This window comes from Sorangium sp. So ce887 (genome assembly GCF_051521455.1).
GTDB lineage: Bacteria > Myxococcota_A > Polyangia > Polyangiales > Polyangiaceae > Sorangium.
The window spans coordinates 6625038-6651652 of record NZ_CP150354.1; the positions used below are offsets into that span (position 1 = coordinate 6625038).

Here is a 26615-nt window from a genome sequence, read left to right on the forward strand (position 1 = left end):
TCACGGCCGCGACGGCGTGGGCGCCCCGCCCCGCTGCGCCTGCGAGCATCCTGCAAGGTCAGCGACGGGTCCGGCGCCGTCGCATCGCCAGGGCGGAGAGCCCCACGGCGAGCGCCGCGGCCCACGAGTTCGCCGTGGCGCTGGCTCCGGCGACGACGCACCCGCAACCTCCGTCGGAGGACCCCTCGTCCGGCGGTGTTCCGTCGATCCCACCTCCCTCGCCCGGTGCGTCGCCGCCCCCGGAGGAGGCGCTCGCCGTCCCCGTCCCGCCCACGCCGCCCCCGGAGGAGGCGCCCGCCGTCGCCGCCCCGCCCGCCCCGCCGGCGCCGCCCCCGGAGGAGGCGCTCGCCGTCGCCGCCCCGCCCGCCCCGCCGTCGCCGCCCCCGGAGGAGGCGCTCGCCGTCGTCGCCCCGCCCGCACCCGCGCCGGTGCCTGGCTCGGTGCCCTCATCGCGGGGCACAGCTCCGGTGAATCCGACCTGCCCCTCCCGTGTCAGCGACAGCACCAGCGTGCCATCTTTCACCGTCACGTTCTGTGGGTCGAAGTCGACGCGGTTCCCATCGAACGTCCAGTCCGCCTTGCTCCATCGCGCGCCGTCCAGGGAGTCGAACTCGTCCTGCCACGCGAGCTCGAAACCGCCGTTGTTATAGCGGTAGACCTTGATCCAGTTGACGAACTGGTGCTGCGGGAGGACGGAATCGTCGAACGGTCCGACCCATTCGGTGACATCGGACGACCACGTGTTCATGCGCAGGGACTGGGGATTCTTCAGGGTGCCCACCTGCGCACCCGTCGTCCGCCTGACCTCTCGTCCGTCGAAGCTCCAGGCGACGTAGTCCGGCGTCCACTCCAGCCCGTAGGTGTGATAGCCGTCCGCGAGGGAGACGTCCGTCGGGTGCACCTGCTCCGACGTCACCCTCGTGCCCATCCCGGTGATGATGTTGGACTGCCAGCCCCGGGCGTTGTCCTTCCCGAAGACCTCGATGTCGATCTCCTCCCAGAATGCACCGGACAGCTCGGAGCCGTCCTTGTAGGTGAAGAAAGTCGAGAGGATGCCGCTCCCGCGCGCCATGCGCATGCGCACTTCGATGCGACCATGAAGAACGCCCTGGGGAGTGTAAAGCTCTGCTCCCTTGTAGGGCTTCGCGACTGCGGTCGAGCTCACCGCGAGCGCCAGCGAGGCAGCGGCGAGCATCAGACCCGCGCGGAATTTCGTGAACATACTGGAACCTCCGATGTGAACGTTAACATGGGCAGCGCCCGTGCGATAGTTCATCGTCGGCTCCTCGTGTCAGGGCCTGGCCTGTTGACCGTCAGTTCGCGGCGGCCCCGCTCCGCCCGGCTCCTCGCGCACGACGCCGCCGCGCGACGGCCGCGCCCAGCGCGAACAAGGCGGCGAGCACGCCCGCGGGGGAGCTGGGCCCTGATTTGACCCGGCACGCACACCCGCCCCCGTCTTCGCCGGCGTCGTCAGGAGGGGTACCGCCAGCGCCGCCCGTGCCGCTGCCCGCCGTTGCTCCGCTGCCGGTCGTTGCCGCGCTGCTGCTGCTGCTCCCACCCTCTCCCGAGCCGCCGCTGCCCGTGGCTCCCCCTTCACCCATGTTGGGAGCCCCCCCGGCGCCCGTCGGATCCGGGTCCGGGGCGTCGAGCGGAGTGAACTTCCACCAGTTGAAATTGAACAGGGGGCCGCCTCCACCGGTGAACTTCAGGTAGAGATCGTGGATCCCTGTCGCGCCGTCGACCGCGCAGGACGTGGTAGCCCATGTCTGGGGGCCGCCGGTCCCCTGGACTGTACAGGTTCCCACCAGCGTGCCGGTCGTGCTGTCGAGGCGCAGCTCGATGCTGCCGCCGCTGGTCGCCGAGGCCACTCTTGCGTCGAAGGACACCGCGCCGGAACCGAAATCGACGCCCTTCACCTTGATGTAGTCCCCGTTCTCGATCGACGTGACGTTCATTCCGCCTTCGCTGCAGGCCTCGGTCTCGATCCCGGATTCCCAGGCAATGGTTTCAGCCTCCCTCATGACATACGGATTCAGGTTGCCGACGCCAGGCGCGCCCGCCTCGGTCATCCTGATCGTCGGGAAGGTACCATCGGGGTTGAAGGTGAATCGCTCGACGGCCGTCGATCGGTGAAAGCCTCCACCGCCCGGCAAGGCGCCGTTGTGATAGAAGAAGTAGGAGCTCCCCTTGAAGTCGATGACGCCCGCGTGATTGGTGAAGCTGCTGCCCTCTGTGGGCATGATGACCCCCCGGTAAGTCCACGGGCCCGTGGGGCTGCTGCTCGTGGAGTAGGCGATATATTCGGAAATAGGGCCACCCGCATACACCAGGTAGTACAATCCATCGCGCTTGTAGAGCCACGGACCTTCTTCGTACTTGGTTTTATGGCGATCATCATTCTTACGCCCGGTGCTCTGCCCAAAGCTCGCCGCCGTCATGGGCACGCGTACGACGTCCCCCTGGTAGGAGATCATGTCTTCGTTCAGCTTCACGTAGCACACTTCGGGGTTTCCCCAGTACAGGTAGGCCTGGCCGTCGTCGTCGATGAACGGCGTCGGATCGATGTCGCCGCAATTGGCAGTGATCAACGGCTTTCCCAGGGCGTCTTTGAAGGGACCGGTGGGACTGTCCGACACGGCCACGCCGATGGTATGCCTGTTGAGCGAGCGGCTCGTCACAGGAACGTAGTAGTAAAACTTTCCGTTTCTGGGGATGACCTGGCCCGCCCACGCGTCTCCCTTTGCCCAGCTGAAATCGCTATACCTCAGCGGTGAACCGTGATCCGTCCAGTTCACCATATCCGTGGAGGAATACACTCTCCATTCGTTCATCCCGAACCAGTCCGTGGCGCTGTCCTCGTCGTGTCCGGTATAGAGATATACCGTGTCATTGTGGACCAAGGGAGCAGGATCGGGGGTATAAAAAGTCTGTACGATGGGATTGTCCGCCAGGGCGCCGGACGGGAGCCCGGTCACGCCACAGATCGACAATGCCGCCGTGAGGAGCTTACGCTGGAGGGAGGCCGTGATCGTTGTCATGCTTGAATCCTTGGTGCTCTCCTGAAACTTCGTCAGGTGTTGCCAATGTCGCAGATCGCTCGGTTCATGACTCTCCGGCGCGTCTCGGCGGGGTGATTCGCCAAGCCAGCCCGCTGGGCGATCTGGCAGTGATTGTCTTCCGCGAGAGATGAAAAGATCGGCGGCAGACGACGCCCGAGCCCTCACGCTCGGATCCTCTCCGACGAAGCGCGCCGAGCGCCGTGGTGCTCGACTGCGCGTGTGCGGCACCCCTCACGATCATGGTCGTCGCGAACGTGTTCCGAGACGACCGAGCGAGCGCGTTGCCGAGGCCGAACGGACGACGAAGGTCTCGGCGCGCATGACGACCCATCCGGGGCGATGCAGGAAGCAGAAGGATGCCGCTCGGAGATAATGTGAACGTTCACATGCCCGGCGTCAATCCCGATCGACCCTCCCGCGGGGGTCCACCAGCGTCTCCCCTCCCCCGTGCCCAGGGCTGCATGCCAGCAGGCGGTCGCGGCCTGGCCGCCGTGTGCTCTCGTCCAGGACCAGCTCGGCCTCGACCACGACGCGCGACCAGGAGCGCTGGCTGCCCGCATTCTGGCCGAGTACGAGGTGGAGGCAGCGGCCGAGCTCGGAGAAATCCAGGCGCACGGTCGTGCGCAACGTCGTGGATGAAGACGAGGCCAGCGCCCGTTCCTCTCGACGCCGCGCTCCGGAGGGGCCCTGCCAGCCCCATCGTCCCTCGGGATCGAGGAGACCTCGGGCCGGTCGATCGGGATTGACACAAAAAATGTGATCGTTCACATTCGCCCCTGTTGGCATCTTTTGCTTCGCCCCGGAGGGGCGCCGGGCCGCTCACGAAGCTGGCATAGCCATTCGAACGAGACGCCATGTCAACCAGCCGAAGTTCGGTGTTCCCAGCTTCCATGCCGGCGTTCTCGCCGGACGGGTGTATAATGAGAATCTCTCTGCTCGTGGTACCTGCAATCACGGTCCTTCTTGCCTGCGGCTCCGATGCCGACCCGCCTCCGGACGATCAGGCTGCCTCCAGCTCGACCGGCGCTGGAGGTTCGGGCGGAGGAGCCTCGACGGGCGTCAGCACGAGCGCCTCCAGCAGCGCGAGCTCCGGCGGGGCCGGCGGCGGCGGCGGAGCCGGCGGCGGCGGCGGAGCCGGCGGCAGCGGCGGCGAAGACCTGCTCGCGGCGGCCGCCAACATCGACGGATTTCGCTGGGAGATGCCGTGCGACCAGGACCCGGGCAACAGTGACGAATGTACGACGTCCACGCGCGTCGACGAGATGCGGACGTTCGGCGGCTCGCCCGACACGATCTACCAGGTGACCGTCCGTCTCCGCGGCGTCGTCGAACCGGAGACGTACCGGGGCGGCACGCCCGACGGCATGCACTTTCGCGTGGGCGGTACACCCGACAACCCGACGTACAACGTCTACAGCTTCTCTGTCTCCGATCCGCCCGAGGTCTACTACCTCAACGACAGCCCCACCGTGGGTCACGACGTGTTCATCATCGACCATACGAAGACCATCCCGGTTCGGGGCGGAGCCAGCGTATCCTTCCTGGGCGACGATCCAAATCAGGTCATGATCGCCAACTTCAAGCATCTGGTCGTGGACGGCGTCCCCCCGGCGCCCGCGCCTTTCATCGGCCAATTCATACAGCTCGACGTCCAGTCCGTCGAGAAGACGCAGCCCTGACCGCGCGCCCTGGCGATCTCGTTCGACGTCGCCCCCGAGCGGGAGCGCGCCTCGGCATACGCCTCCGCCCGCTCCCGCAGCTCCGTTCGCGTTGCCCCGGCCAGCGTTCAGCCCGTCGGGCGCGATGAAGAGGGTGCTGTTCTCGGCAAGGTCCCAGAGCCCGTGAAACGGGCTTTGCGTCGTGTAGCACGGGATCGATTCTCTCGTGCAATCCACGACCTGCTCCGCGCTGCCCGTGTACCAGGGGCAAGCGAGGACCCATCGGTAAGGAGGGTTGTTGTCGTGGCCGGCGGGGAGCCACAGGATGTACTTGCGATCCTTGCCACCGCTCCGGATCGTGACGGTGCTCTTGTCCTTGAGCGTGGGCAGCGTCCCGCAGCCTTCGCTCGGAACGCCCCCGCCGCCCGAGCCGCCGCTGCCGCGCGCTCAAGCTTGAGCCCGAGGGACGACAAGGCTGGCGGGGGCTCCTACTTCACGGCCTTCTCTCGGGCGAGCTCCGCTGGGCAGCACGACATGGCGGGCTGGCCAACCGGCAGCACGGCCGCACCGCAGGTCTTCCAGGATCACCGCTTGAGCGTGACGTCAATCACCACGCTCCAGGAAGTCCATCAGCCACTGCATCGCCGGCCGCATCCTGTCGTCCGGATGCTGGATGCCGGTGTTGTCCCGCCAGGTGGTGCCGACGATGTAACCCCACAAGGTGATGCCCTGGACCGAGGGGTGATTCCAGTACATCGTGAACTGCTCCTGCATCACGTTCTTCTGCTGGTTGTCGTCCGCGATGCCGATGTCGTACTCGGTGATGTGCACGGGCTTGCCCAGCGAGGCGAGCCCGTCGATGTAGCCCTTGACGGTGTTTGTGTTGATCTTGTACGCGTCGTGGGCCTGCGCGCCGATGACGTCGACCGGGGCGCCCGCGTCGATAACCGCCTTCGCGATCCTCATGAAGTTGTTGTGGTCGTTCGGGTACTCGATGTTGTTGTAGTCGTTGAGGATCAGGACCGCGTTCGGGCAGAACTCGCGGGCCCACTTGAAGGAGTTGACGATCCAGTCCCAGCCGCTGGCGCCGTCTCCGCCGATGCCGTTCTTGTAGGAGGGCGTGGTGTGGGGCGGCGGCTCGTTGACAACATCGATGTACTTCGTCTTGGGGTAGCGCTCGCAGAACGACTTCATCCAATCCCGCACGGCCGCCTGCTGGTCCGGCCCGGAGATGCTCCCGATCCAGTCGGGTTGCTGGGCGCCCCACACGAAGACGTGGTGCTTGAAGATGATGTTGTTGTCCTGCGCGTACTTGTAGATCCTGTCGAGCGCGGTCCAGTCCCTGTTCCCGCGGGACCTCTCGACGGAGCCCCACTTGCCCTCGTTCTCGGGCGTGATCTGGTTCCAGTACTTCGAGAAGCCGTCGCGCACGGCGCCGCGCGTCGTGATGTTGCCGACGAACTTCCCCGTGGGCTCGGCGCCGCCAGCTCCGGTGGACGCGCTGCTCGAGGCGGTTGAACCGCCGCCGCCCTCGTTCGATCCGCCGGTGCCGGCGCTCGTCGTGCCGGCGCCGGTCGTGCCGGCGCCGGTCGTGCCGGCGCCGGTCGTGCCGGCGCTCGTCGTGCCGCCGCTCGTCGTGCCGCCGCTCGTCGTGCCGGCGCTTGTGCTGCCAGCTCCCCCCGAGCCGCCCGCGCCACCGTCACCGCCGTCGCCCCCTTCGGCGCATCCAAAGAGAGTCGCGACCCCGAGCGCGATCCACGTCGTGCCGCACAGCCATCGAGAAGAACGGTTCTTGTTCATGTTGGACTTCCGCAAGTTGAGCGATTGAAGTTGGTGATCCCTGGAGCGGCGAGCCGATAGGCAGCGGCGCGAGCTCCGAAACGTCTGCATCTCCTGATCCGTCAGGCGATGCTCGGGTCGACGAGCCCGCCTTCGAGGCGCTCGTCGCCGAGCGGGCCTCCCTACCCGTTGGTGCAGCCGACCCACAGAAACCGTATTGTTCACTCCGTCATCGAGCGCGGCATCGCGCTGGCCTGTTGCATGTGGCCCGCAACCGTTCAACGCTGGACGACTCAGACACGATCGGACCTCGTGAGCTCGCGCACGAACGCGATCACGAGAGATCGCGCGGTCTCGAGGAAGCGGCCCGGCAGCCGGCGACCTGCGGTGCGCCGATCCGCCGCCGGCGGCGCGCACCGCCGAGCGAACGGTACCGGTGCCGAGATCCATCGGAGGACGAAGATCTCAGTGCGCATGGACGACCCACCCAAAACGAAGCAAAAGAATACTGCTCCGGAGTACTGTGAACGGTCACATGATCGATGTCAAACCCAATCGACCCGCCCACGGGCATCCTCCAGCCCGAGAGAGGACGCTGGCATGGCCCTGTGACCGTGTTAACTGGAACTTTCCAGCAGCGACACGCATGCAGAGAACGCCGCCGCGTACGCCGAGCACCGGTGCCGGGGCGACGGCGCGACGAGCGCGGAGGCTACCAGCGGTCGAAGTAGTCGAAGACGTCAGGCAGCACGAGCGGAACCATTCCCGGATGGTCCGCATCGACTTCCTTGTACGTGACCGTGTAGCCGCCAGCCATCATCCAGTCGCGCAGCTCCCGGCTGCCGGTCAGGGAAGGCGTGCCGCGGGTCCCTTCCGTCACGAAGATGGGCACGTTGCGCAGCCGGTCCCACGGATAGCCCGACTCCAGGACGAAGGGGCCGGACATGGGCGCCAGAGCCTTCCAGTAGTCGGAGTATTTGGCGCCGATGTACCAGGTGCCGCCGCTCCCCATCGAGTGTCCGGTGAGGAACATCGAGCTGCGATCGATCGGGTACTCGTTCAGCACCAGCTCCAGGACGTTGATGACGTCCTTCTCGCTGAGCTCCTGATCGCGTTCGCGCTCGGGCGTACGCTCGGCCAGGAGCTTCTCCGCCTCCTCGGGTCGCCCGAACACGGCCGGCAGCCGCAGGAAGGTGCCGTACGCGCCGTGGTAGCCGAGCGGCGAGACCAGCAGCACGCCATGCTGGTCAGCCAGATTCACCATCTGCTTGTTGTTCTGATCCAGGTACGAGCTCTCGTCGTTCGAAGCGCCGTGCAAGAACATCACGAGGGGCAACTTCGACGTGCCGTCCCAGCGATCCGGGACGCAGACGCGGTAAGGAACGTCGGCGCCAGCGGCTGGAAAGCGATAAGTCCTCCGCTGGTCACCTTTGGCGCGCCACTGCGGAGAGCTGGGATCGGCGGCGGACTCGGCGAGCGCTCGCGCCTCGAGCACCTGAGCGCGCGGATCGAGCCTGGTCCCGAACGAGATGGTCACCGGCTCGAATTCGTCTGAACCGCCCGTCCCCGCCGAGCCCCCAGCGCCGGCTTCGCCGCCGGCCGCCGTCGTTCCGCCGCTGGGCGCTCCACCGCCCATGCCGCCGCCTGCTGGACCTCCCGCGCTGGCCGAGGCGCCTCCAGGAGACCCCCCGCTGGAGCCGCCAGAGGCGGCGCTCGCCGTGCTGGCGGCTCCGCCGCCACCTTGACCGGTGGAGGTGGCGCCGCTGCCGGCGTCATCGCTTCCGCAAGCGGCGAGCGACAGCGCGCAGCCGATGCAGGCCAGTGACGAAAGGAATCGATGTTTCTTCATGCTCACTCCGGGGATGTGATCAGCCCGTTCCAAGCGCGCCGCCTCGCGCCCGGCGCGGTACGGAACGAGCGATGCCCCCGCGACCTCACCCTTCCTCGCGCCTGCGACGACCGAGCGAACAGAGTCGGTGCAGCGGCTCGATCCCGAGCCCAGGACGGAGGGCACGGTGCGCAGTGCGGCCCATCCAAGGCAAAGTAGCGGGACATCCCGAGAGCGGACTGTGAACGTTCACGTTCGAGGCGTCCAACAAATTTGACCAGCCCGCGGCTATCCTCGGTCCCGATTGCTCTGGTCAGTTTCGAGCCAGGCGGGCGGCCTGGTGATGTGCCACACCGTCCGATGGCCCAGCGAGGAGATGGCGGCTCGCGGCCGCCGCACCGCCGTGCTGGTCGACGGCGACCACCGGAATCGTAACGTCCGGCCCCCTCTCGACAGCGACCACCGGCGCAGTGCGCCGCCTCCTCGAGCCCGAGGGGCGTGGACGCCGGGCCGTGGCGCGTCGTGTCGAAGCTGAAGCTGACCAGCCCAGGGTCGGCGAGCGCCGCCGGTGACGCGCCCTGCAGTACGGAGCTCGGGCGGTAAGAGTGGAATCCACATCGACCATGACTGGAATCCACATCGACCATGACTGGAATCCACATCGACCATGACTGGAATCCACATCGACCATGACTGGAATCCACATCGACCATGACTGGAATCCACATCGACCATGACTGGAATCCACATCGACCATGACCACGGCCCCGCGCCCGCCTCGCTTGACGCGCCGCTTCGTCGGAGTAGCTACGCCAGCCCTGTTCTCCCTCGGGCTCGAGAATACCCGCGGTCCCGCCGACAAAAGTTGACATCGAAAATGTGAACGATCACAATGTGTACCCACCGCGATCGCGGCGAGCGGAGATCCAGGGGGGACGATGGCCATCTCGGAGCCGGATCTTCCGGCCAGCAAGCAGCCAGCTTGGCATCGCGCGCCAGCACCCAGCGGCGGAGCGTACGCGGGTGCGCGTAGTGAAACCTTCCTTGTCGGTGTCGACGCTCCTCGGAAACTGCATCAATTTGGGCAGGCCGACCCCCTGGGGCCCCGGGCTGCTGGTGGCGCAAGTCAGCGCCGCGTCATTGGCGCAGCGCGTAGTCGGCGCGCCGCCTCAATGAATTGTAGGTATAGCGGTAAACAGCCAGCGCTCGTCACAAAAGGTGATGGTGCTGTTCGCATAAAAATCGCGTGACATCGCTGATGTCCTAGCTCCGTCGTCGGCCTCCGATCCTTCAATCAACTGGAAACGACCCCACGCTGAGGGCGCGCCTCGAACGCTGCCGATGAGAGCGAAGTCGCGCCTGGGTATTCAAATGACAAACAAACCTATTATCGCCAGAGCCACATTGTTCGCGACGCTGGCCGGCTCTTGCGCTCTCTGGGCTTGCAGTGGTGACGGCGCGAGCTCGTCGGGCAATGACCCTGACCCCGGAACGGGCGGGGCCGCCGTCTCGAGCAGCGGCAGTAGCACCACGACGGGCGGCGGCACCACGACCGGCGACGGCGGCGCGCCCGCGGGTGGAACGGGCGGTGAGGGAGGAACGAACGGAAGCGGTGGTTCGCCAGGAACCGGTGGCTCGGGCGGATCGATGGGAGGCAAGGTCGCCCCGGAGCCGAGCACGGGTTGCAACAAGGCCAATCCGCAGACGGGCAGCGCGCAGAGCCCGCTCACCGTATCGGGTCACCAGTACTACGTGAAGCTGCCGACCAACTACGACGCCAGCAAGCCGTATCCGGTGATGATCATGTTCAACCCGACGGGCAACCCGATCAGCTGGGCAGAGCAGAACGCGGGCTTCGAGGCGACCGGCCCCAAGGAGGCCTGGATCCGCGTCTACCCTCACCCGGCCAACTCCGGCTCGGGCTGGGGGGCGAGCGATGTGTCTTTCTTTCAGCCGTTCTACGATCAGATCACGGACAACCTCTGCATCGACAAGGCTCGCGTGTTCGCGGCGGGCGAGAGCTCGGGCGGCGACTTCTCGAGTATCCTTGGCTGCGAGCACGCGGACAAGCTACGCGCGGTGGGCCCCTGCGCCACAAAGAACGTACCCCAGTATCCGCTCAACGCCAGCACCCGAGCGTGTACCGGGCAGGTCACGTCCGTCGTCATCCACGGAGAGCGCGACTCGGTGGTCGGGACGGACAACGGCCCGAAGACGCGCGACTTCTATACCGAGCTGAACCACTGCCAGGCGAGCACGACGCCCGTCGAAGGGTACACGGACGAGCTCTCGAACTGCGTCATGGTTCAGGGCTGTGACGAGGACTATCCGGTCTATTGGTGCCAGCACGGAGACCCGAACTACAGCAACACGAATCACGGCTGGCCCGCGTTCGCGCCCAAGTTCCTCTGGAGCCTGTTCTCGACCTATTGAGAATCATGATGGGCCCGGCGGCGCCCGGCTCATCATGCCTGCATCAACCAGCCGGGGGAGCATGGCGGACGACCCGCGTTCGCCCGAGCCACCGACGAGCAACAGTTAGCGAGGTTGTATCCTTATGAGTAGATCTGTAGTTGGATTGAGCGTTCTTTTCACTGTGGGCGTGGCGACGGGGCTGGTCGCTTGCTCATCGGAGCCGGATTCCGTCGACCCCGGCCCTGGTGGATCTTCTGGCGCACCCACGAGCGCCGGTTCCACCTCGGGAGCGACGTCGGGCGGAGGAGCCGGTGGAAGCGGGGGCGGAGGCGCGGGCACGACCGCGAGCGCGGGCACGACCGCGAGCGCGAGCGCGGGCACGACCGCGAGCGCGAGCGCGGGCACGACCGCGAGCGCGAGCGCGGGCAGCTCCGGCGGCACGGGCGGCGACTCGGCCGGTGCCGGCGGTTCGGCGGACCCTGGCGACAGCGGCTCGATGGGCTGCGGCGAAGCCGTGACGCGCCCGGACCCTCGCCAGCAGCAGACGCTGACGGTCGGTGGGGTGACGCGCTACTACCTGATTCACGTGCCGGAGAACTACGACCCGAGCAAGCCGCTGCCGCTGGTCTTCGGTATCCACGGCCTGAACATGAACAACGTGTGGGCTGCGCACGACAACAGCGGATTCCAGCTCATCCAGGAGACAAAGAACCAAGCGCTGCTCATCTACCCGCAGGGCTTGCCGGCGGATGGGCAATCCAGGCCTCCGAGCACCCAATCGCAGTGGGGCACAGCAGACTCCAACTGGGGCGGTCCGCCGCCCAGCGCCAATCCGGCGCGCTTGGAGGCCGACCTGGCGTTCTTCGACGCCATGCTCGAGCATGCCAAGGCGAGCTACTGCGTGGATACGAAGCGCGTCTTCGCGGTCGGGTTCAGCCAAGGTGGTTTCATGACGAACACGCTCGGCTGTCAGCGCTCTTCCGTGTTCCACGGTCTCGCTCCGGTCGCCGGATGGGGCCCCAATGGATCCCAGCCCACGTGCAGCGACGCCGGCGCCGCGCACCCGCTGATTCAAACGCAAGGCGACACCGACGGGACCGTGACCCCCGCGCTGGGACAATCCACCCGCGACTTCTGGCGCGGCCGGAACGGCTGCCAGGCGACCACGATGCCGTCGGCGGACTTCGGCGATGGGTGCGTCGAGTATCAAGGCTGCAAGGAGGGCCTGCCGCTCGTGTACTGCACGCACCCCGGCGGTCACTCCGTACCGTCCGGCGCGGGCGGGCGAGCCTGGCGCTTCTTCCAGTCGCTCGAGTGAGCCCCGCGGGCTGTGGAGTGAGCGCGGCCTCCCGCAGGCGTGAATGATGTCGCGTCCGGGATGTCGTTGAAGCCGACGATGCTGATGTCCCGCGGCGCCTCGCGCCCGCTCCTCCTGACGCCGCGCTCCGGAGGAGCCGTGCCAGCCCGCGGGTATCCTCCCCCGGGCTGGGAGGATACCCGCGGGCGGGTCGATTCGAATTGACACTGACCTTGTGAGCGCTCACATTGAGTCCGACCGGTTTCCTTTGTCTTCGCCCTGGATGGTCGTCGCGCGCGCCGAGACGTTCGTCATACCATCGAGCTCGGCACCCATGCCGTTCGCTCGGCGGTGCGCGCCGCGAACGGCGGATCGGCGCACCGCAGGTCGTCCGCTGTCGCGCCGCCCCCCCGAGACCGCGCAAGCTCTCGCGATTCGCTCCGGCGCGAGCTCACGAGCTCCGGTGGTGGTCGAACTGTCCAGCGTCAATCCGTCGCGAGCCAAATGTTGCGGGTCAAACCAATGCCTCGCTCGATTTTGCGATGAACAAGACAGTTTCTGGATGAGGGTTGCATTGTAGCTACGCTGAAATAGCTGCTTTGTCACCCGAGCTTGGGTCAGGAGACAATGATGACCTCACCGTCTTTTTCGATGACCGGCTTGCCGCGCTGCAGGCGGGCGCTCGGCGCGGGGCTCTGCGTCACGGCGCTCCTGCTCGCGGGGTGCACGGGCTCCTTGGGCGATACGGAGGGGAGCGACGGCACCGTGCCGGGCGGCGGCGGCCCCGTCACCGGCGGCGTGGCGCGCGGCATCGACATGCCGGGCGCGCCGAAGTACCACCGGCTCGTGCGCCTCACGAACTCGCAGTGGGCGAGCAGCGTGCAGGTGGTGCTGAACCTCGCCGCTCCTTCGTCGCTGTCCGACGCGTTCGAGAAGCCCGTCGCCGGCACGACGGATTTCACGAACAACGAGCTCCTGCTGAGCGTGAACCAGCGCTCGTGGAGCGACTACCAATCGGCGGCGGAGGCGCTCGCCGACGAGGTGACGGCTTCGGATGCGGCGCTCGCCAAGGTTTACCCGGATACGGACGCGGCCGGCTTCATCGAAGCCGTGGGGCGCCGCGCGTATCGCCGTCCGCTGAAGGACGGCGAGGTCGCCAGGTACACGGCGCTCTTCGAGACCGGCACGGCGATGCCCGGAACGAAGAGCGCGTTCGCCAAGGGCGCGCAGCTCGTGATTCGGACGCTGCTGCAGTCGCCGCACTTCCTCTACCGCACGGAGCTCGGCGAGGCTCGCAAGCCGCTCAACGGTTACGAGATCGCGGCGAAGCTCTCGCTCTGGCTGCGCAACGCCGCGCCGAGCGACGAGCTGCTCGACAAGGCGTCCACGCTCACGACGCCGGAAGCGATCGCCGCGGTCGCCGAGTCCATGCTGGAGGAGCCCACGGCGGTCAAGGGCATGCGGTACTTCCATGGCGAGCTGCTCCACTTCGATCGCTACGCCACGATCAGCAAGCTCGGCGTGCCGAGCTACAAGGAATCGTTGAACGCGGAGTACGAGGAGAGCGCGTACCTGTTCTTCGAAAAGATCTTCACCGAGGGTCTCGGTGTCAAGGACATCCTCACGTCCACCAAGGGCTTCGTGGGGCCGGGGATGGCGAGCCTCTACGGCCTGGCGCCGAGCGGCAGCGGCGTCGTGGAGCGAGATCTCGGTCCCGATCGCGTCGGCTTCTTCTCGCAGCTCCCTTACCTGACGCTGAACGCTCTGAACGAGGAGTCGGACTCGATCCACCGCGGCGTCAGCATCAACCTCGACGTGCTGTGCACGCCCCTCGGTTCGCCGGCCCCCGACATTCCGCCGGTCCCGCCTCTCGAGCCCGGGCAGACGAACCGTGAACGCATCACGCGGCTCACCTCCGCCTGCGGTGGCGCGTGCCACAACCTGCTCATCAATCCCGTCGGCTTCGCCTTCGAGCACTTCGACGGCATGGGGCAAACTCGGGACGAGGAGAACGGTGGCTTGCCGATCGACAGCAGCGGTGTCTACTCCTTCTCCGAGGGACCCAGGTCGTTCGCGGACGCCGGCGAGCTGATGCACCACATGGCGGAGGGCGAGCAGGCTCACCTCTGCTACGCCAAGAAGCTCGCGAGCTTCGCGCTCCAGCGCGACGTCATCCCGTCGGACTTGCCGCTCGTCGAGACGCTGGCCGAGGTGAGCCGTGGCGCCGGCGGCTCGGTGAAAGAGATGATGCTCGAGCTCGTGAAGAACGAAGCATTCCGGACTCGCATGGGAGGCACGCTGTGAACCACAAGATCGCAATGAACCTCACTCATCCGCCCGTGGCGCGCCGGCCCGGTATCAATCGGCGCGCGTTCCTGCGCGCGGGCGGCGTTGCCATCGCCCTTCCGTTCCTCGAGGGGTTGCCGTCGCGCTCCGCCTGGGCCGCGGACAGCCCGCCGGTGTTCAGCCTCTACATCGTGGCGGCGTGCGGCGTGGTGGGTGACCGCTTCTTCCCGGACAAGACTGGCCCGCTCACGACCGACGGGCTCGGCGCCATGACGGGCAAGGCGACGCACGTGCTCGCGCCTCACGCCGCGAACCTGCTGTTCATCCGCGGTATCAACTTCCCGATGGGGGGCCCCAGCAACTGCGGCCACGCGCAGGGCCTGTGTCAGGCACTCACCGCGCGCCCGGCGCAGGGCGGTGGCAGAACCGCATCCTCGGGCGGCGTGTCCGCGGACATGGTGATCGCCGAACTGGTGAACGACGGCGGCGCCGAGCCGCTCACGCTCTACGCCGGCAACCGCAAGAACGGGTACATTGCCGAGCGCATCTCTTTCAAGGGCGGTGGTGCCGGGCAGGTGCGCTCGGCGGACGACAACCCGTACACGCTCTACTCCAAGCTCGTCGGCCTCTCGAACAGCGGCGGTGATAGCGGCGGGTCGCTCGCGGAGGAGCTCATCCGCAGCCGCAAGAGCGTGAACGACTTCGTGGGCGAGGAGCTGAACAGCCTGATGCGCATGTCGGCGCTGAGCTCCGCCGACAAGCAGCGCCTCCAACAGCATTTCGACTCCATCCGCGACACCGAGGTCACGATGGGCGAGATGAGCGGGGCCTGCAGCCAGGCAGGCCTCGCGACGTCGGAGCTCGAGGCGCTCGAGAGCGGCTTCGCGTTCAAGACGGACGGCATGATAGAAGACGTCGCGAAGCTCCACCTCGAGCTCGTGGCGCTGGCATTCGCCTGCAACTTCAACCGCGTGGCGACGCTGCAGCACGGCGACGGCACGGATCATACGAAGTATGCGGTGCCGGCGAACGCGGGGCTCGGCTGGCCCTTCCACCACATCAGCCACCGTGTGCAGTCGGACGCGGCTTCGGGCAACAACCCGACGGCCGAGCAAGCACACGCCGAGATCGACGTGCTCCGCATGCAGACGCTGCTCCACGGACTCGATCAGTTCAAGGCGCGCGGCCTTTTCGACAAGTCCATCATCATGTGGACGAACCACGTCGCGGACGGCCCGTCGCACAGCTTCCGCAACGTGCCGACGATCATCGCCGGAAGCGGGGGCGACTACCTGAAGCAGGGCGAGTTCATCGACGCCGGAAACGTCACGAACAACCGCCTCTTCAACGGCCTCATCGCCGCCGCCGTTCGGGACAAGACCGAGTGGACGGAGAACTTCGGTGAGGGTCAGGGCTCCGGGCCCATCGACGGCATGCTCGCCTGAGCGGCATCGCCGGGCGGTGAGCCTCGCTGGAGGGTGCATGGTCCCTCGGTGAGCAAATCCCGATCGTAGGCGCGAGATCTACGCTCAAAGCCGGTGGTTCTTGAGACAGCCGGCTCTTGGCGGCGCGACCACCATCGCACGACCTTACCGCCGCAGCGATCGTCTACAAGGACTTAAAGAACGACCACACGTCTTCCGGGACCCAGGTACAAGGGCACGTGTCCGAGCAGGTCTTGGGAGGTGTCGCGCACGAGTTCCATAGGTCCCCGGTCCCATCTACGACGGCGTTGCCGTGCCCCGACTGGTGCACGCACCAACGGAGGGGATGCCCGCTCGAGCATCCGGCGTAGTCAGTGCAGATATGCCCCCCGGGGTTCAAATAGGGGGGAGACTGAGGCGGCTGGGGCGGGTTCTGGGGGGTGCAGCCGTTGTTCTGGACGAACCTGTCGCGCATCGGTCTTGCATGGTCGAGAGTGCATGTGTTGTCAGCAAGGCCGGCCATCTGCCAGTATGCGATGGGGTCGTTGCCGCCTTCGCAGCCGCTGAGCACGGCTCCGTTGTAGATCGCGACCCCACGGAAGACATCCGCGCGGGCACACGCGATTGCGTAGCTCATGCCGCCGCCGTAGCTGAAACCATTGGCGAAGATGTGCGTCGTGTCGACGCAGTAATTCTCCTCGATCAGCTTCACCATGTCGTCGACGAATGGCAGGTTGTCTCCGCTCCATCCGCCGTTGAGCCCGTCGGGCGCGACGAAGATCGCGCCGTTGTTCGACAGTTTTTGGAGTCCAAAATGGGCCATGTTGTACCCATTCGATCCGCCGCTGTCGACTTCCTTGGAGTTGCCGCCATTCCAGTGAAACCCGAACACCAACCAGTAGGGCTTGTTCTTGTCGTAGTTGTCGGGAAGCCTCATGGCGAAGCCCCGATTCTGGCCGCCGCTCTGAATCCTAACATAGCCGCCCTCGCCGAAGCCGTTCGGCGGCTCGTTCGGGACCGGCTCGAACCTAATCGTCGAGGTCTTGCCGCACCCCGGGCTCGGCACCGCGCCAGAGCTGCCGTCATCCGGCCCTGTACCGCCGGAACCGCCGCTCGTGGAGCCACCGCTCGTGGAGCCACCGCTCGTGGAGCCACCGCTCGTGGAGCCACCGCTCGTGGAGCCACCGCTCGTGGAGCCACCGCTCGACCCGGAGCCGCCAACCGAGCTGCCGGAGCTGGCGGATGCGCCACCGCTTCCCGAGCTTTCCCCATCGCCGGAGCTCTGGCTACATGCGACCACCAGCAAGGCGAGGTACGCGGGGATTCGCGGCAGTGCTCGATTGCGCCATGCGCGGGCAAGGCCTCGATTGTTGTTCATCATGTCTGCAATCCTCCGGGGAGCTCGGCCAGGTTGTTCGTGCCAACGCATCGATATCCCGCACCCCCGGCGCGGAGGATCGGGATGACCGCCGCCATCAGGCAGCCGGGTCGGGCGCGCCGCGCGCGGCGCTCGTCGTTCAGGTTTCGGGGGGAAGCGGGCGTGACCCGGCGCGCCGCGATGTGCATGGTCCCTCGGTGGGCAAGTCCCGCAGTTGGGGTTTGACGTCTCCGAAGCAACTCGACTTCCTTCTCGCCGCAGACAGCGCCTGTCCACTGCAAGTAGACAGCGCTATTTGCGCAGCTCCTCGATGGCCGCGGCGAGCTCCGCGGGTGGCAGAGCGTCGGCGGCGCGCCAGGGCGGCATGCGCAGCGGCGAGGTCGCGGGTTCCTGCAAGCGAGCGATGACCCGGTCCTTCATTTCTCGCGACATGCCGTCCAGGTTCTTCACGTTGAACGCGGCGCGGCTCAGCGCCGGGTTCCCGCGACCGTCGTGGCAGCGCGAGCAGAGCTGCGTGAGCACGGTGCGCCCGCTCGCCCCCGGCGGCGGCACCAGGCCGACCTTCACCTTCGCGTCTGCGGAGAAGAGGTCGCGCAGATCGAGCAGGGATTGTCGCGGGGCTGCGCCCTTCACCACGTCGAGGTAGGACGTGGTCCGCGCCGCGCGGAGCGCAGGATCCGTCACGTCCACGAACGGGTAAGGCACCGGAATCGAATCACCCGCCAGCGATACGGCGAACTGCTCCTCCCAGGTCGGGCTCGACGAGCCGGCCTTGGCCTCTGCCTCGATGCGCGGGTCGAACGCGTTCGGCTGCGCCGCCTGGCCCTCGGCGACGAGCAACGCCTCGAGCTGCGCGCCGCTGCCCTCGTCGAGGGCATCCTGGATCGTCGCGACGGGGATGCCGCCGTACTGCGCGTCGAGCGCGTGGGCTTCGAGGAACTGCGGCGTGAGCACCCGATCGGACTCCGTGCGCTGCACGAAGCGCTGCGGGAACCAGTGCAGCCAGGGGAACTCCAGCTCCTGCATGCGCAAGATCTTCTTCGTGCCGTGGCCGTCGGGCTGGTGGCACGAGCGACAGTCGAGCGACGTATTTTCGACGTCTTCCTCGCTGTAAATGCTGAACGCGGTCCAGCCGTGCTCGATCTCTTCGGTGAGCACGCTCGCGAGATCGCAGCCAGCGTCGTAGTCACACTGCCGCTCGAACGTGAACAGGTAGAAGTTGTAGTCACCGCTCGAGAGGTCGCGGCTCACGACCTCGACGAAGGGCTCGCCGCGAACGAAGCCGAGCGCGGTCATTTCAGCCGGCTTTTCGCGCATGTCGGTCACACGCGGAAAGACGATGAGGCGCGGATTGACGGCGGAGACGGCCCTCTTCACCAGCGAGGTGGAGTTACCGGTGAGCGCGAAGGCGCGATCTTCGTCGAGCTTCGCGACCCTGAGCAAGCTGGCGAAGTCGGTGATGTTCGGCCGCGGCGCGGCGCACACCGCCTGCCAGAAGCTGTCGCCGCGCGGCGTCGCGCAGAGCGCGCGATACTGCGCCTCGCGACTGGGCAGCGCCGACAGCTCCGGGTCGGGAGCGCTCACGGGCGGCAGCGTGTCCCAATCGGTCACCGCCTCGTCCTCGGCAGCGCCCTCGCCGATCTCGCCGACGCACGCCGCCAGCAGCAGCGAAACCAGGCACAGGCTCGGCAGGCGCCTCACGACGGCCTCCTGCGGCGGGCGCCGAACGCCATCGACCCGGCCACGAACGCGAAGGCCAGGAGCGGCGCGCGACGGTCGACAGGCCCGCCCGTCACGCCGCAGTGAAGGCCAAAGAAGTCGTCCGGCTCCTGACCCGCGCCGTCACCCTCGCTCGGCTCCGAGTCGACGGAGCCGTCCAGCTGCTGCACGTAGGCGATGAGCTGCCCGAGCTCGGCTTCGCTGAGCGCGCTGGTGAAGCCGTGGCGATCTTCGGGATTGGCCGTGACGAGGACGTCGCGCAGCGTCGGCGCGGAGCCGTCGTGCAAGTACGGCGCCGTCTCCCACACGCCGTTCAACGTCGGTGTGTCGATGCCGAACAGCGGCTCACCGGCGCGCATACCGGAAGACGGCTTCACGGTGCCGACGTCGTGCAGCTTGCCACGCGCGCTGTCGGTCCCGTCGGGACCCGTGTGGCAGAAGCCGCAACCCAGGCGCTGGGAGATGGCGCGACCCGCGACGCCGTCCTCGGTGAGCGAGCCGTCGGCGTTGCGGAAGGGGCTCGGGCGGTAGGTGTCGAGCGAGCCGAGGAATGCCGCCAGCGCGTCGAGCTCGGGGCTCAGGCCGGCCTTCTTGTCGCCGCGCGGCGTGGCGACGGTCCCCACGGCGAGCTGCTCGGCGCTGAGGAAACCCTTCCCGCCGAACAGGTCGCGGATGTTGTCGTCAGAGTCCTGGATCTCGTCGAAGCTGCCGCTCCAGTTGACGTTGCCGTGGCCCGCGCCGCGCCGTCCGACCAGCGAGACGGTGTTGCGAAGCCCCTCCCCCACGCTGCCGAAGTCCCACACTCGTCCGTCCTCCGCGCCGTCGAAGTGACACGACGCGCAGCTGATGTAGCCCTGATCGCTCATGCGTATGTCGGCTGAGTTGAAGAACAGCTGCTTTCCGCGCAAGACCTGCGCGTCGAGCTTCTCCGCAGCGACGGTCGGAATGTCGGCCAGCTTCTTGGTGATGAGGTCGTGCGAGCTGACGACGTCGGCGACGTCGTAGACCGCCACCGTACGGCTGAGCGATGCGTGCACGAACAGCTTGTCGGCTTCGGTCAGAGCCAGGCCGCGCGGAGCAAAGCCCGTCTCCTTCAGCGCGGTCACGAACTCGCCCGTGTAGGCGTCGCGAACCTCCACCAGCGCCGAGCCGGCGACGCTGACGAACGCATAGTCGCCGAGCGGCGTGAAAACGACCTGGTTGGGCAGGTTGCGATCGTCCAGATCGATGCGCCGCGCGACGTCTTCGACGCCCTCCGCGAGGTTCAGCAGCGCCACGAGAGGCCGCACCGTGTTGTCGTCGGTGAGCGCGAGCTGATCGCGAGATGGACCACGAAAAATGTTGTCCTTCTTGCCCAGCACCCACGCGAACAAGCCGTCGGGCGAGAGCCCCACCGAAAACAGGTAGTTCGGCAGGCCACGCCCTTGTTGATCGGTGTCCTCCGTCGTGGTGTCCGCCGCGAGCTCGAAGCGCGCGCTCACCTGGAAGGTCGCCGCGTCGATGCGCGCGACCTCGCCGTGACTGTCCTCGGAGATGAAGCGCGTGACGTAGACCTGCGCGCCGTCGTGCGACACCGAGACGCCCCGCGGCGTACCGCCCAGCACCAGCTCGGCCACGACGGCGCCGCTCGCCACGTCCAGCTTCAGCAGCTTGCCGACCGCCATCAGCGTCACGTACGCGGCGTCCCCGGTCGGGCTGATCGCAAGGCCCATCGGCTGCGACGCGTACGGCAGCATGACCTCGCTCTCCACCGCCAATGACGCGGTGTCGATGATGGAGAGCGAGTGCGCCTCGCGGTGCAGCACCCACAGCTTGCCTTGCACCGTGAGCGCGAGCCCGACCGGGCCGCGCGCCACCGGCACCTCCGCGAGCCTGGTCAGCGCGCTCGTGTCGAGCACGCTCACGCTGTCGTTCTCGTAGTTGGCCGTGAAGATCCTCGCGTTCGGCTGGTCGTAGACGAGATCGGTCGAGCCCGCCGCGCTGCCCGTGACGAGCGGCCGGTGCACCGTGTGCACGAACGCGACGCTGGTGAACCCGACATCGTCTTTGACGGTCGCCAGCACCGGGTAGTGGCCGGGCGCGGCGTAGGTGTGAACCTGCTGCACGTCGCCGACCGTGAACTCGGTGCGTGTCTCGTCCCCCATGTCCCAGCGCACCTGCACGGGGCCGACCGCGTCGCCGATCGTCAGGTCGAACGTGACGGCCTCGCCGGTGAGCGAGGGCGCGCGTTCCGGGACGCTGGCCGTGACGGCGCGCGCCTCGGCCGGCCAGGCCACCGCCCAACAGATCCCTCCGAGCAGGCCGAGGAGCTTCGGCAGCGAGCGCATGACTCAGGGACCCGTCGTGAACGTCGACTTGAACTCGGCCGCGATGCCGTTGCCGACGAGATCTTTCATGCCGTCCTTCGGCAGGACGACCTCGTAGGTGGTGTTCGGCATCATGTCCTCGTCGGGATCGAAATTCACGATGCCCATGTACAGGCCGAACTTGCCCTTCACCGGCTGCCCGCCCACCGGTCGGACGATGAAGCTGCCGTGGTGAACCGTGGCGATCTCGATGTTGTCGGTGAGGCTGAGACCGATGCGCGACTTCCTGGACAGACCCGTCGCCCCGTCCTTCGGCAATACCGTGTCGACCTCCGGGGGCGTGGTGTCCGGATCCGTGGAGTGCGCGGCGATGACCATGCCGCGGTAGGGCAGCTCGTCGTCGGCCAACACCAGCAGGCTGCCGACCGGGATCGAGAACTGGTCGTCGCCGTTCGTGAACTCGAGCCGTCCCCAGACGCGACTCTCGATCGACATCTGGTGGATGTCGTGCACGTCGATCTTGGAGACGCCGGCGTCTGGCCGCAGGTGACCCAGGAACAGATGGCCATCGGAGAAGCTCATGTACTCGGACCCGGCGGGGTAGCCCTGGGCCCTGAACGCCGAGTCGGGGAGCGTGGCGAGGGGTGAATTGGCCGAGCCGATGTCGGTGGGATCGGTCAGCACGTCCCACACGCGCAGCGGCGACTGCACGTAGACGTGCTTGCCGTACAGGCCACACATGTAGCTCTTGCTCGGGGTAATGAAGTCGAGCGCGACCGGGTTCATCGGATCGCTGATGTCCATCGTCGCGATGCCGCCGTTGTCCTTGGGCGTCGTGATGACGAGCGTATTGCCGACGGCCCACAGCGGACCGGCGCTCACGCCGCCGAACTGCGAGATCGGGATCTTCCTTACGAACCTGACGTCCTCGGGATCCGCTGCGTCCAGGATGTGCAGGCCCGTGTTGGTGCCGCCGATGTAGATGACGCTGCCCTGCCAGTACATGCCCCACACGGAGTCGGTGAAGTCCCCATAGTTGACGCCCTCGAGCCGGACGAGCCTCACGTGACGAGGCGCGTGGGCGTCAGTGACGTCCCAGATATCGACGCCGGTGCCCGAGGTGGTGACCTGGTAGAATTTGTCGCCGTAGCGGCCGATCGAGGTCTGGTGCGACTCCGCCTCGCCGACGCCCTTGGGCCCTCCCCTCGGATCGAAGCCAGGGCTCTGAATGCGCGACAGCATCCTCGGGTTGGCCGGATCGGCGATGTCGTAGAAGACGATCTCGGCGTTGCCGGCGCCTTGAACGTAGCCATTGAGGACGATCGGCTGGTTCTGGTGGTGGTCCTTCTCGAGCGTCGGCGACACCAGGCCGTCTCGCCATCTGTCACGCGGCAGGTTGATCTTGTTCGCCGGCATCGGAGTGTTCGGGATCTTGCCTTCCGGGGCGGTGATCTTGTCCGGGCTAATTTCGCCCGAGCCTCCGCTGCCGGCTGTGACGTCTCCGCCCGAGCCGCTCGTGGAGCTGCTGCTCATGGAGCTGCCGCTCGTGGTTCCTGTCACCGGCATCGGCGCTGCGCCGCCACTGCCCGTCACCACGGTTGTGGTGTCGCCGGAGCTGCCGCCGTCATTTCCTTCCGGCGTTGTGCCGAGCTCGCCGCCGGAACACGCCGCGAGCAGGGCGGCGAACGAAGAAAAGCCGAGCCAACGCATCCCTAACCTCTTCTGTAGTGTGTGGACCATGACAGATGGTCAACCTGCGGGAACCTGGAGCCGACGGCATCCACGGTGTTCCTGCGGACGCGCGGACGCGCGTCGTGCCCCCGTCCCGAACAATGTGAACGTTCACATAATGGATGTCAAGTTCGGCCCGACCGGCTGCGCGGCGACCAGCACAACAACTACCCCGGCGAAAACCTGAGCAAAGCGCTCCTGACGGTCGCCCAGATCATGGACTCGAAGCTGACGGAGATCGGCCTCGACGCGGGGCGGGTCACGTCACCGCTCGCGGGCATCCAGGTCTGAGCGCGGCGTCGCGAGGTCTGGAAGGAGCGCGCCGCCCGCGCCCGCCCACGCCTGCCCGCAAGGTCAGGCGTGGCCTGGAGGTCGACGTGGGCCTGGAGCTGCCCGGGGGTGCTCAGCCCATCAACGTCAAGGTGAGGAGCAATCGCATGCGTCGATAGCGCATGATGAACCCGATACTCGGCACGACCCGCTTGACCGCGGTCGCTGCGGTTGGCGCCCTCGGCGGTTGCTCGTCCACCGACACCTCCGTGGTCGTTGATATCGAGCCAGCCGGTGCGCCGCCCTCAGGATGGCTACGTCAGGTTCGTGAGCGGCCCGGTGCAGTACCGCGGGTCGCCGAACGTTGTCCGGTCGTCGCCGAACAGATTCAAGACCGAGACGAGCAGATCGTTGTGCGGGCGGTTCGGGTACCGGACCCAGCGTCCGGTGCGCAGGCCTCCGCCGCCGCCGGCCAGCAGGAACGGCATGTTCGTCTTGTTGTGACTCGGCGGATCCGAGAGCTCGGACCCGAAGAAGACGACGCTCTCGTCGAGCAGCGAGTGTCCACCCATGTCGACCTTCTCCATCTCCTGCAGGAGGTAGAGGTGCTGTTTCGAATACCAGTTGCAAATGCGCTCGCACTCGTCCGGCCTGAAGCCGCCGTCGTGCTGGTAGAAATGGTGGTGCTCGGTCAAGTTGAGCCAGGGGAAGGTGTGCTTCGCCTCGGTGTCGCTCCACTGCAGCGTGCCGACCGCGGTGATGTCGCAGGCGAGCGACATCACCAGCATGTCCATCATGAGCTTGCCGATCTTGGGGATCGCCGCGTCGGTCGAGGTGTCCTTGATCGAGCCGGTGTCGGAGGAGTTGAGGCCCGTGCGCGGGTTGTAGTCGGACGTGTCGACCTTCTCCGGCGCCTTGCACGCGCTCGTCTCGACCGGCACGTTGGCGAGGCTCATCTCGATCTCGCGGATCTTCGTCAGGTGCTGGTCGATCTTCTGCCTGTCGGCGGCGCCGAGCCGCGCGGACAGGGCGGAGTAGCGCCCGTCGAGGAAGTCGAGGATCGATTTCTTTCGCGCGAGGCGGCGGGCGGCTTCGTTGCCGGCGCTGGGATCCAGCGAGCCGAAGAGCTCGGTGAAGATCTCCATCGGATCGAGGCGCGGCGGGATGGGCTTGAACGGCGCGGCGTTCTCGAAGTTGGCGGCGTTCATCGGCGACAGCAGGCCGTGGGACTTGCCCGTCGCCCAGCGCACCGCGATCTGGATGCTCGCCTTCGCCTTGATACCGGCGGAGATCTGGGAGGCGATCACCTGATCGACGGACGGCCCGTTCCCGTAACCGCCGTTCGGGGAGCCCTCCTGAGGGCTGCCCGTGAGCCAGGCGATGATCCCGCTCTGGTGCTGCTCACCGCGCGCGCTCTTCATGTCGAGGCCGTCGACGACGAGCAGCCGGTCCTGCACGGGCGCGAGCGGCGACAGGATGGGGCCCAGGGTGAAGCTCGTCTCGCTGCCGGTCGGCCGCCAGCGATCGATCACGGTCCCGCCCGGCGTGTAGATGGCAAGGAAACGCTTGGCGGGGGCGGGTTGCGCGCGCGCCGTGCGTTCGGGGCCCATGATCTCCAGCCAGGGGAGCGCGATGGCGATGGCGCCAGCACCGCGCAGCATGGCACGTCGGCTCAAACGAAATTTGGACATGACCATCCCTCCTAGCGGGCAACCGTGATGTAGTGGAAAGCATCCGTCTGTGTGAGCTCGATGAGGAGCTGCTTCACGTTGTACCCGGACGCCTTGAACGCGGTCGATATCGCCTGCTTTGTGCAAGCGTCCTCGGCGCGCAGGGTGAGACCGTAGCCGTACTCGGCCCAGCGCGTCGCGAAGCAGCCATGCACCTGTTCGGCCTCGGCGAGCTTCTTCACCAGCTCGGTCGGACCGCTCACCGTGCCCGGCGTGCCCGGGAGCGAGCCGCTCGCGTCGATCGTGACGTCGTTCTCTGTCGTGCGGAACAGCCCGACAGCGTCGTAGTTCTCGAACGTGAAGCCTACCGGATCCATGTACTGGTGGCACGTCACGCAGACCGGATCCTGGCTGTGCTGGCTGAAGCGCTCCCGCGCCGTCGCGCCGGTGTACGGATCCGGCGGCTTCACCCGCTCCAGGATGTCGCCGGTGGGGAGCGGGATCTTCTCACACATCAGCTTCTGGAGCACGAACGAGCCGCGGACCACGGGGTTCGTCGTGTTCGAGTGCGTCGTTCCGGCCATCACCCCCGCCTGGGTGAGGAGCCCGAGGCGCTGGGTCGTGTCGAGCTGCACCTGCTGGAACTCGTCGCCCGTCACGCCGGAGACGCCGTAGAACGCCGCGAGAGGTCCATTCATGAACGTGTACGGGGCCGTCAGGATGGATGCCCAGGTGCCGGTCCCCTCGAAGATCTCGTGCTCGAGGAACCGCTGCGTCTCCTCACGCATGAGCGCGCCGATCGTTCGAGAGAAGGTCGGGAACGCCTCCGCGTTCCGCTCGAGATCCGCGAGGTTGCTGATGGGGAGCAGGTTGTCGAAGAAGAACCGGATGGTGGTCCGAGCCCGAGGGTCTTCGAGCATGTGCTCGGCTTGCGCGCGCACGCCTTCCTTCGTCGAGAGCTCACCTGCCCGCGCCGCGATGCGTAGCTCCTCGTCCGGCATCGTGCCCCAGAGCAGGTACGAGAGCCGCGTCGCCATCTCGTCGCCCGTGGGCCGGCGAAGCTCAGGGTGCTCCGGGTCGGAGGTGCCCCATTCGATGCGGTAGAGAAAATCTGGCGATTGGAGCAGCGCCTCGATCACCGTCGCGATGCCGACGTCGAACGTCGCATCCGTCCGCCCGACGCTGTACAGCGCGAGGAGCTCGTCCGCCTCGCCGGCGGCGAGCGGCCTTCGATAAGCGAGCGGCGCGATCCGCTCGACGAGGGTGCGCGCGCACGCTTCCTCGCTCTCCGTCGTCACATTGCCCGCGCAATCGGCGAGCTTCGCGAGCGCCTCCCGGGAGGCGGTCGCGCGCCGGGCGACGCCCTCCGCGACGGTGCTCAGCTGCTCGGCCAGCAGGCTCGAGACCGACAGCGCGTCGGCGTCATTGCCAAAGCCGTTTCCGACATCCTCGCTCGGCAGCGAAAAGGCTGGCTCGGTCGTGTCACCGAAGAGGTCGCGAACCGTCTTGTTGTACTCGAAGCGCGTCAGCCGCCGCAGCGGCGCTCGCCCGGGGTGCACCGCGCCGTCCTCGCAAGCGCGCGGGTCCACCGTGGTGGGATTCTCCGTGGGTGGATCGTCCGTGGAATCGTTGGTGCGAGTCTCGCCCAGGTTTCCCGTGCAGCCACTGGCCAGGATCAACGCTATAGAAACAGCTGACCGAGAGCCTGTGAGAGGACGCGCCCGCTCATGTTCTGAGGGCCTAGACATGGTTCTCTCTCTTCGCCCGCTGTGGGCCTACTAAGTGGAGTGTAGGC

General features: G+C 67.0%; 17 protein-coding genes. 6 read left to right on the top strand and 11 right to left on the bottom strand.

The genetic code is table 11. The features are described 5' to 3' along the window. Positions 1 to 58 precede the first annotated feature (58 nt). From WMF36_RS24415 to WMF36_RS24425, 3 genes are all read right to left on the bottom strand, one after another. Positions 59 to 1222 carry a family 16 glycosylhydrolase gene (locus WMF36_RS24415; protein ID WP_437573143.1) on the bottom strand — a complete coding sequence of 388 codons (1164 nt, stop codon included), beginning with the start codon at positions 1220 to 1222 and terminating at the stop codon, positions 59 to 61. Positions 1223 to 1313: 91 nt separating this feature from the next. Beyond that, a complete protein-coding gene (locus tag WMF36_RS24420) occupies positions 1314 to 3038 on the bottom strand; it encodes a glycoside hydrolase family 43 protein (RefSeq protein WP_437573144.1) in 1725 nt (574 codons plus the stop codon). A gap of 417 nt (positions 3039 to 3455) precedes the next feature. Next, complete coding sequence (locus WMF36_RS24425; protein WP_437573145.1) at positions 3456 to 3686, bottom strand: hypothetical protein; 231 nt, start codon at positions 3684 to 3686, stop codon at positions 3456 to 3458. Between the two features lie 311 nt (positions 3687 to 3997). Here WMF36_RS24425 and WMF36_RS24430 point away from each other — a divergent pair, with 311 nt between their 5' ends. Next, positions 3998 to 4738: a hypothetical protein gene (locus WMF36_RS24430; RefSeq protein WP_437573146.1), complete on the top strand. Its 741-nt coding sequence runs from the start codon at positions 3998 to 4000 to the stop codon at positions 4736 to 4738. 582 nt (positions 4739 to 5320) lie between these two features. Here the strand turns inward: WMF36_RS24430 and WMF36_RS24435 are convergent. Continuing rightward, a complete protein-coding gene (locus WMF36_RS24435; RefSeq protein WP_437573147.1) occupies positions 5321 to 6517 on the bottom strand; it encodes an endo-1,4-beta-xylanase in 1197 nt (398 codons plus the stop codon). Between the two features lie 691 nt (positions 6518 to 7208). After that, complete coding sequence (locus WMF36_RS24440) at positions 7209 to 8033, bottom strand: hypothetical protein (RefSeq protein WP_437573148.1); 825 nt, start codon at positions 8031 to 8033, stop codon at positions 7209 to 7211. 1938 nt (positions 8034 to 9971) lie between these two features. Here WMF36_RS24440 and WMF36_RS24445 point away from each other — a divergent pair. From WMF36_RS24445 to WMF36_RS24460, 4 genes are all read left to right on the top strand, one after another. Continuing rightward, positions 9972 to 10757 (top strand): alpha/beta hydrolase family esterase, encoded by a 786-nt coding sequence (locus tag WMF36_RS24445; RefSeq protein ID WP_437573149.1) that lies wholly within the window; start codon positions 9972 to 9974, stop codon positions 10755 to 10757. A 496-nt stretch (positions 10758 to 11253) separates the two neighbouring features. Further along, the gene (locus tag WMF36_RS24450) at positions 11254 to 12057 is read left to right on the top strand and encodes an alpha/beta hydrolase family esterase (RefSeq protein WP_437573150.1); all 804 of its coding nucleotides are present in this window, start codon (positions 11254 to 11256) and stop codon (positions 12055 to 12057) included. A 609-nt stretch (positions 12058 to 12666) separates the two neighbouring features. Further along, positions 12667 to 14340, top strand: coding sequence for a DUF1592 domain-containing protein (locus tag WMF36_RS24455; protein ID WP_437573151.1), 1674 nt, complete (start codon positions 12667 to 12669; stop codon positions 14338 to 14340). 14 nt (positions 14341 to 14354) lie between these two features. Continuing rightward, complete coding sequence (locus tag WMF36_RS24460) at positions 14355 to 15767, top strand: DUF1552 domain-containing protein (RefSeq protein WP_437573152.1); 1413 nt, start codon at positions 14355 to 14357, stop codon at positions 15765 to 15767. A 163-nt stretch (positions 15768 to 15930) separates the two neighbouring features. On the opposite strand, the gene WMF36_RS24465 is transcribed toward WMF36_RS24460, so the two are convergent. The 4 genes from WMF36_RS24465 to WMF36_RS24480 all read right to left on the bottom strand — a co-directional run bounded on the left by WMF36_RS24465 (position 15931) and on the right by WMF36_RS24480 (position 22859). Beyond that, positions 15931 to 17127, bottom strand: coding sequence for an alpha/beta hydrolase family esterase (locus tag WMF36_RS24465; RefSeq protein WP_437573153.1), 1197 nt, complete (start codon positions 17125 to 17127; stop codon positions 15931 to 15933). A 288-nt stretch (positions 17128 to 17415) separates the two neighbouring features. Further along, positions 17416 to 18825, bottom strand: a complete 1410-nt coding sequence (locus WMF36_RS24470; RefSeq protein WP_437573154.1) for a hypothetical protein — start codon at positions 18823 to 18825, stop codon at positions 17416 to 17418. After that, positions 18822 to 21170, bottom strand: a complete 2349-nt coding sequence (locus WMF36_RS24475; protein ID WP_437573155.1) for a PKD domain-containing protein — start codon at positions 21168 to 21170, stop codon at positions 18822 to 18824. Before WMF36_RS24475 ends, WMF36_RS24470 begins: the two co-directional genes overlap by 4 nt. A gap of 3 nt (positions 21171 to 21173) precedes the next feature. Next, positions 21174 to 22859, bottom strand: a complete 1686-nt coding sequence (locus WMF36_RS24480) for an Ig-like domain-containing protein (RefSeq protein WP_437573156.1) — start codon at positions 22857 to 22859, stop codon at positions 21174 to 21176. Between the two features lie 75 nt (positions 22860 to 22934). Between WMF36_RS24480 and WMF36_RS24485 the strand changes: the two genes are divergently transcribed. Next, positions 22935 to 23171: a hypothetical protein gene (locus tag WMF36_RS24485; protein ID WP_437573157.1), complete on the top strand. Its 237-nt coding sequence runs from the start codon at positions 22935 to 22937 to the stop codon at positions 23169 to 23171. Positions 23172 to 23464: 293 nt separating this feature from the next. Here the strand turns inward: WMF36_RS24485 and WMF36_RS24490 are convergent, their stop codons facing one another. Together WMF36_RS24490 and WMF36_RS24495 are read right to left on the bottom strand one after the other, a co-directional pair. Beyond that, a complete protein-coding gene (locus WMF36_RS24490) occupies positions 23465 to 24811 on the bottom strand; it encodes a DUF1552 domain-containing protein (protein WP_437581954.1) in 1347 nt (448 codons plus the stop codon). Between the two features lie 41 nt (positions 24812 to 24852). After that, a complete protein-coding gene (locus WMF36_RS24495) occupies positions 24853 to 26409 on the bottom strand; it encodes a DUF1592 domain-containing protein (RefSeq protein ID WP_437573158.1) in 1557 nt (518 codons plus the stop codon). Between the last annotated feature and the right edge of the window lie 206 nt (positions 26410 to 26615).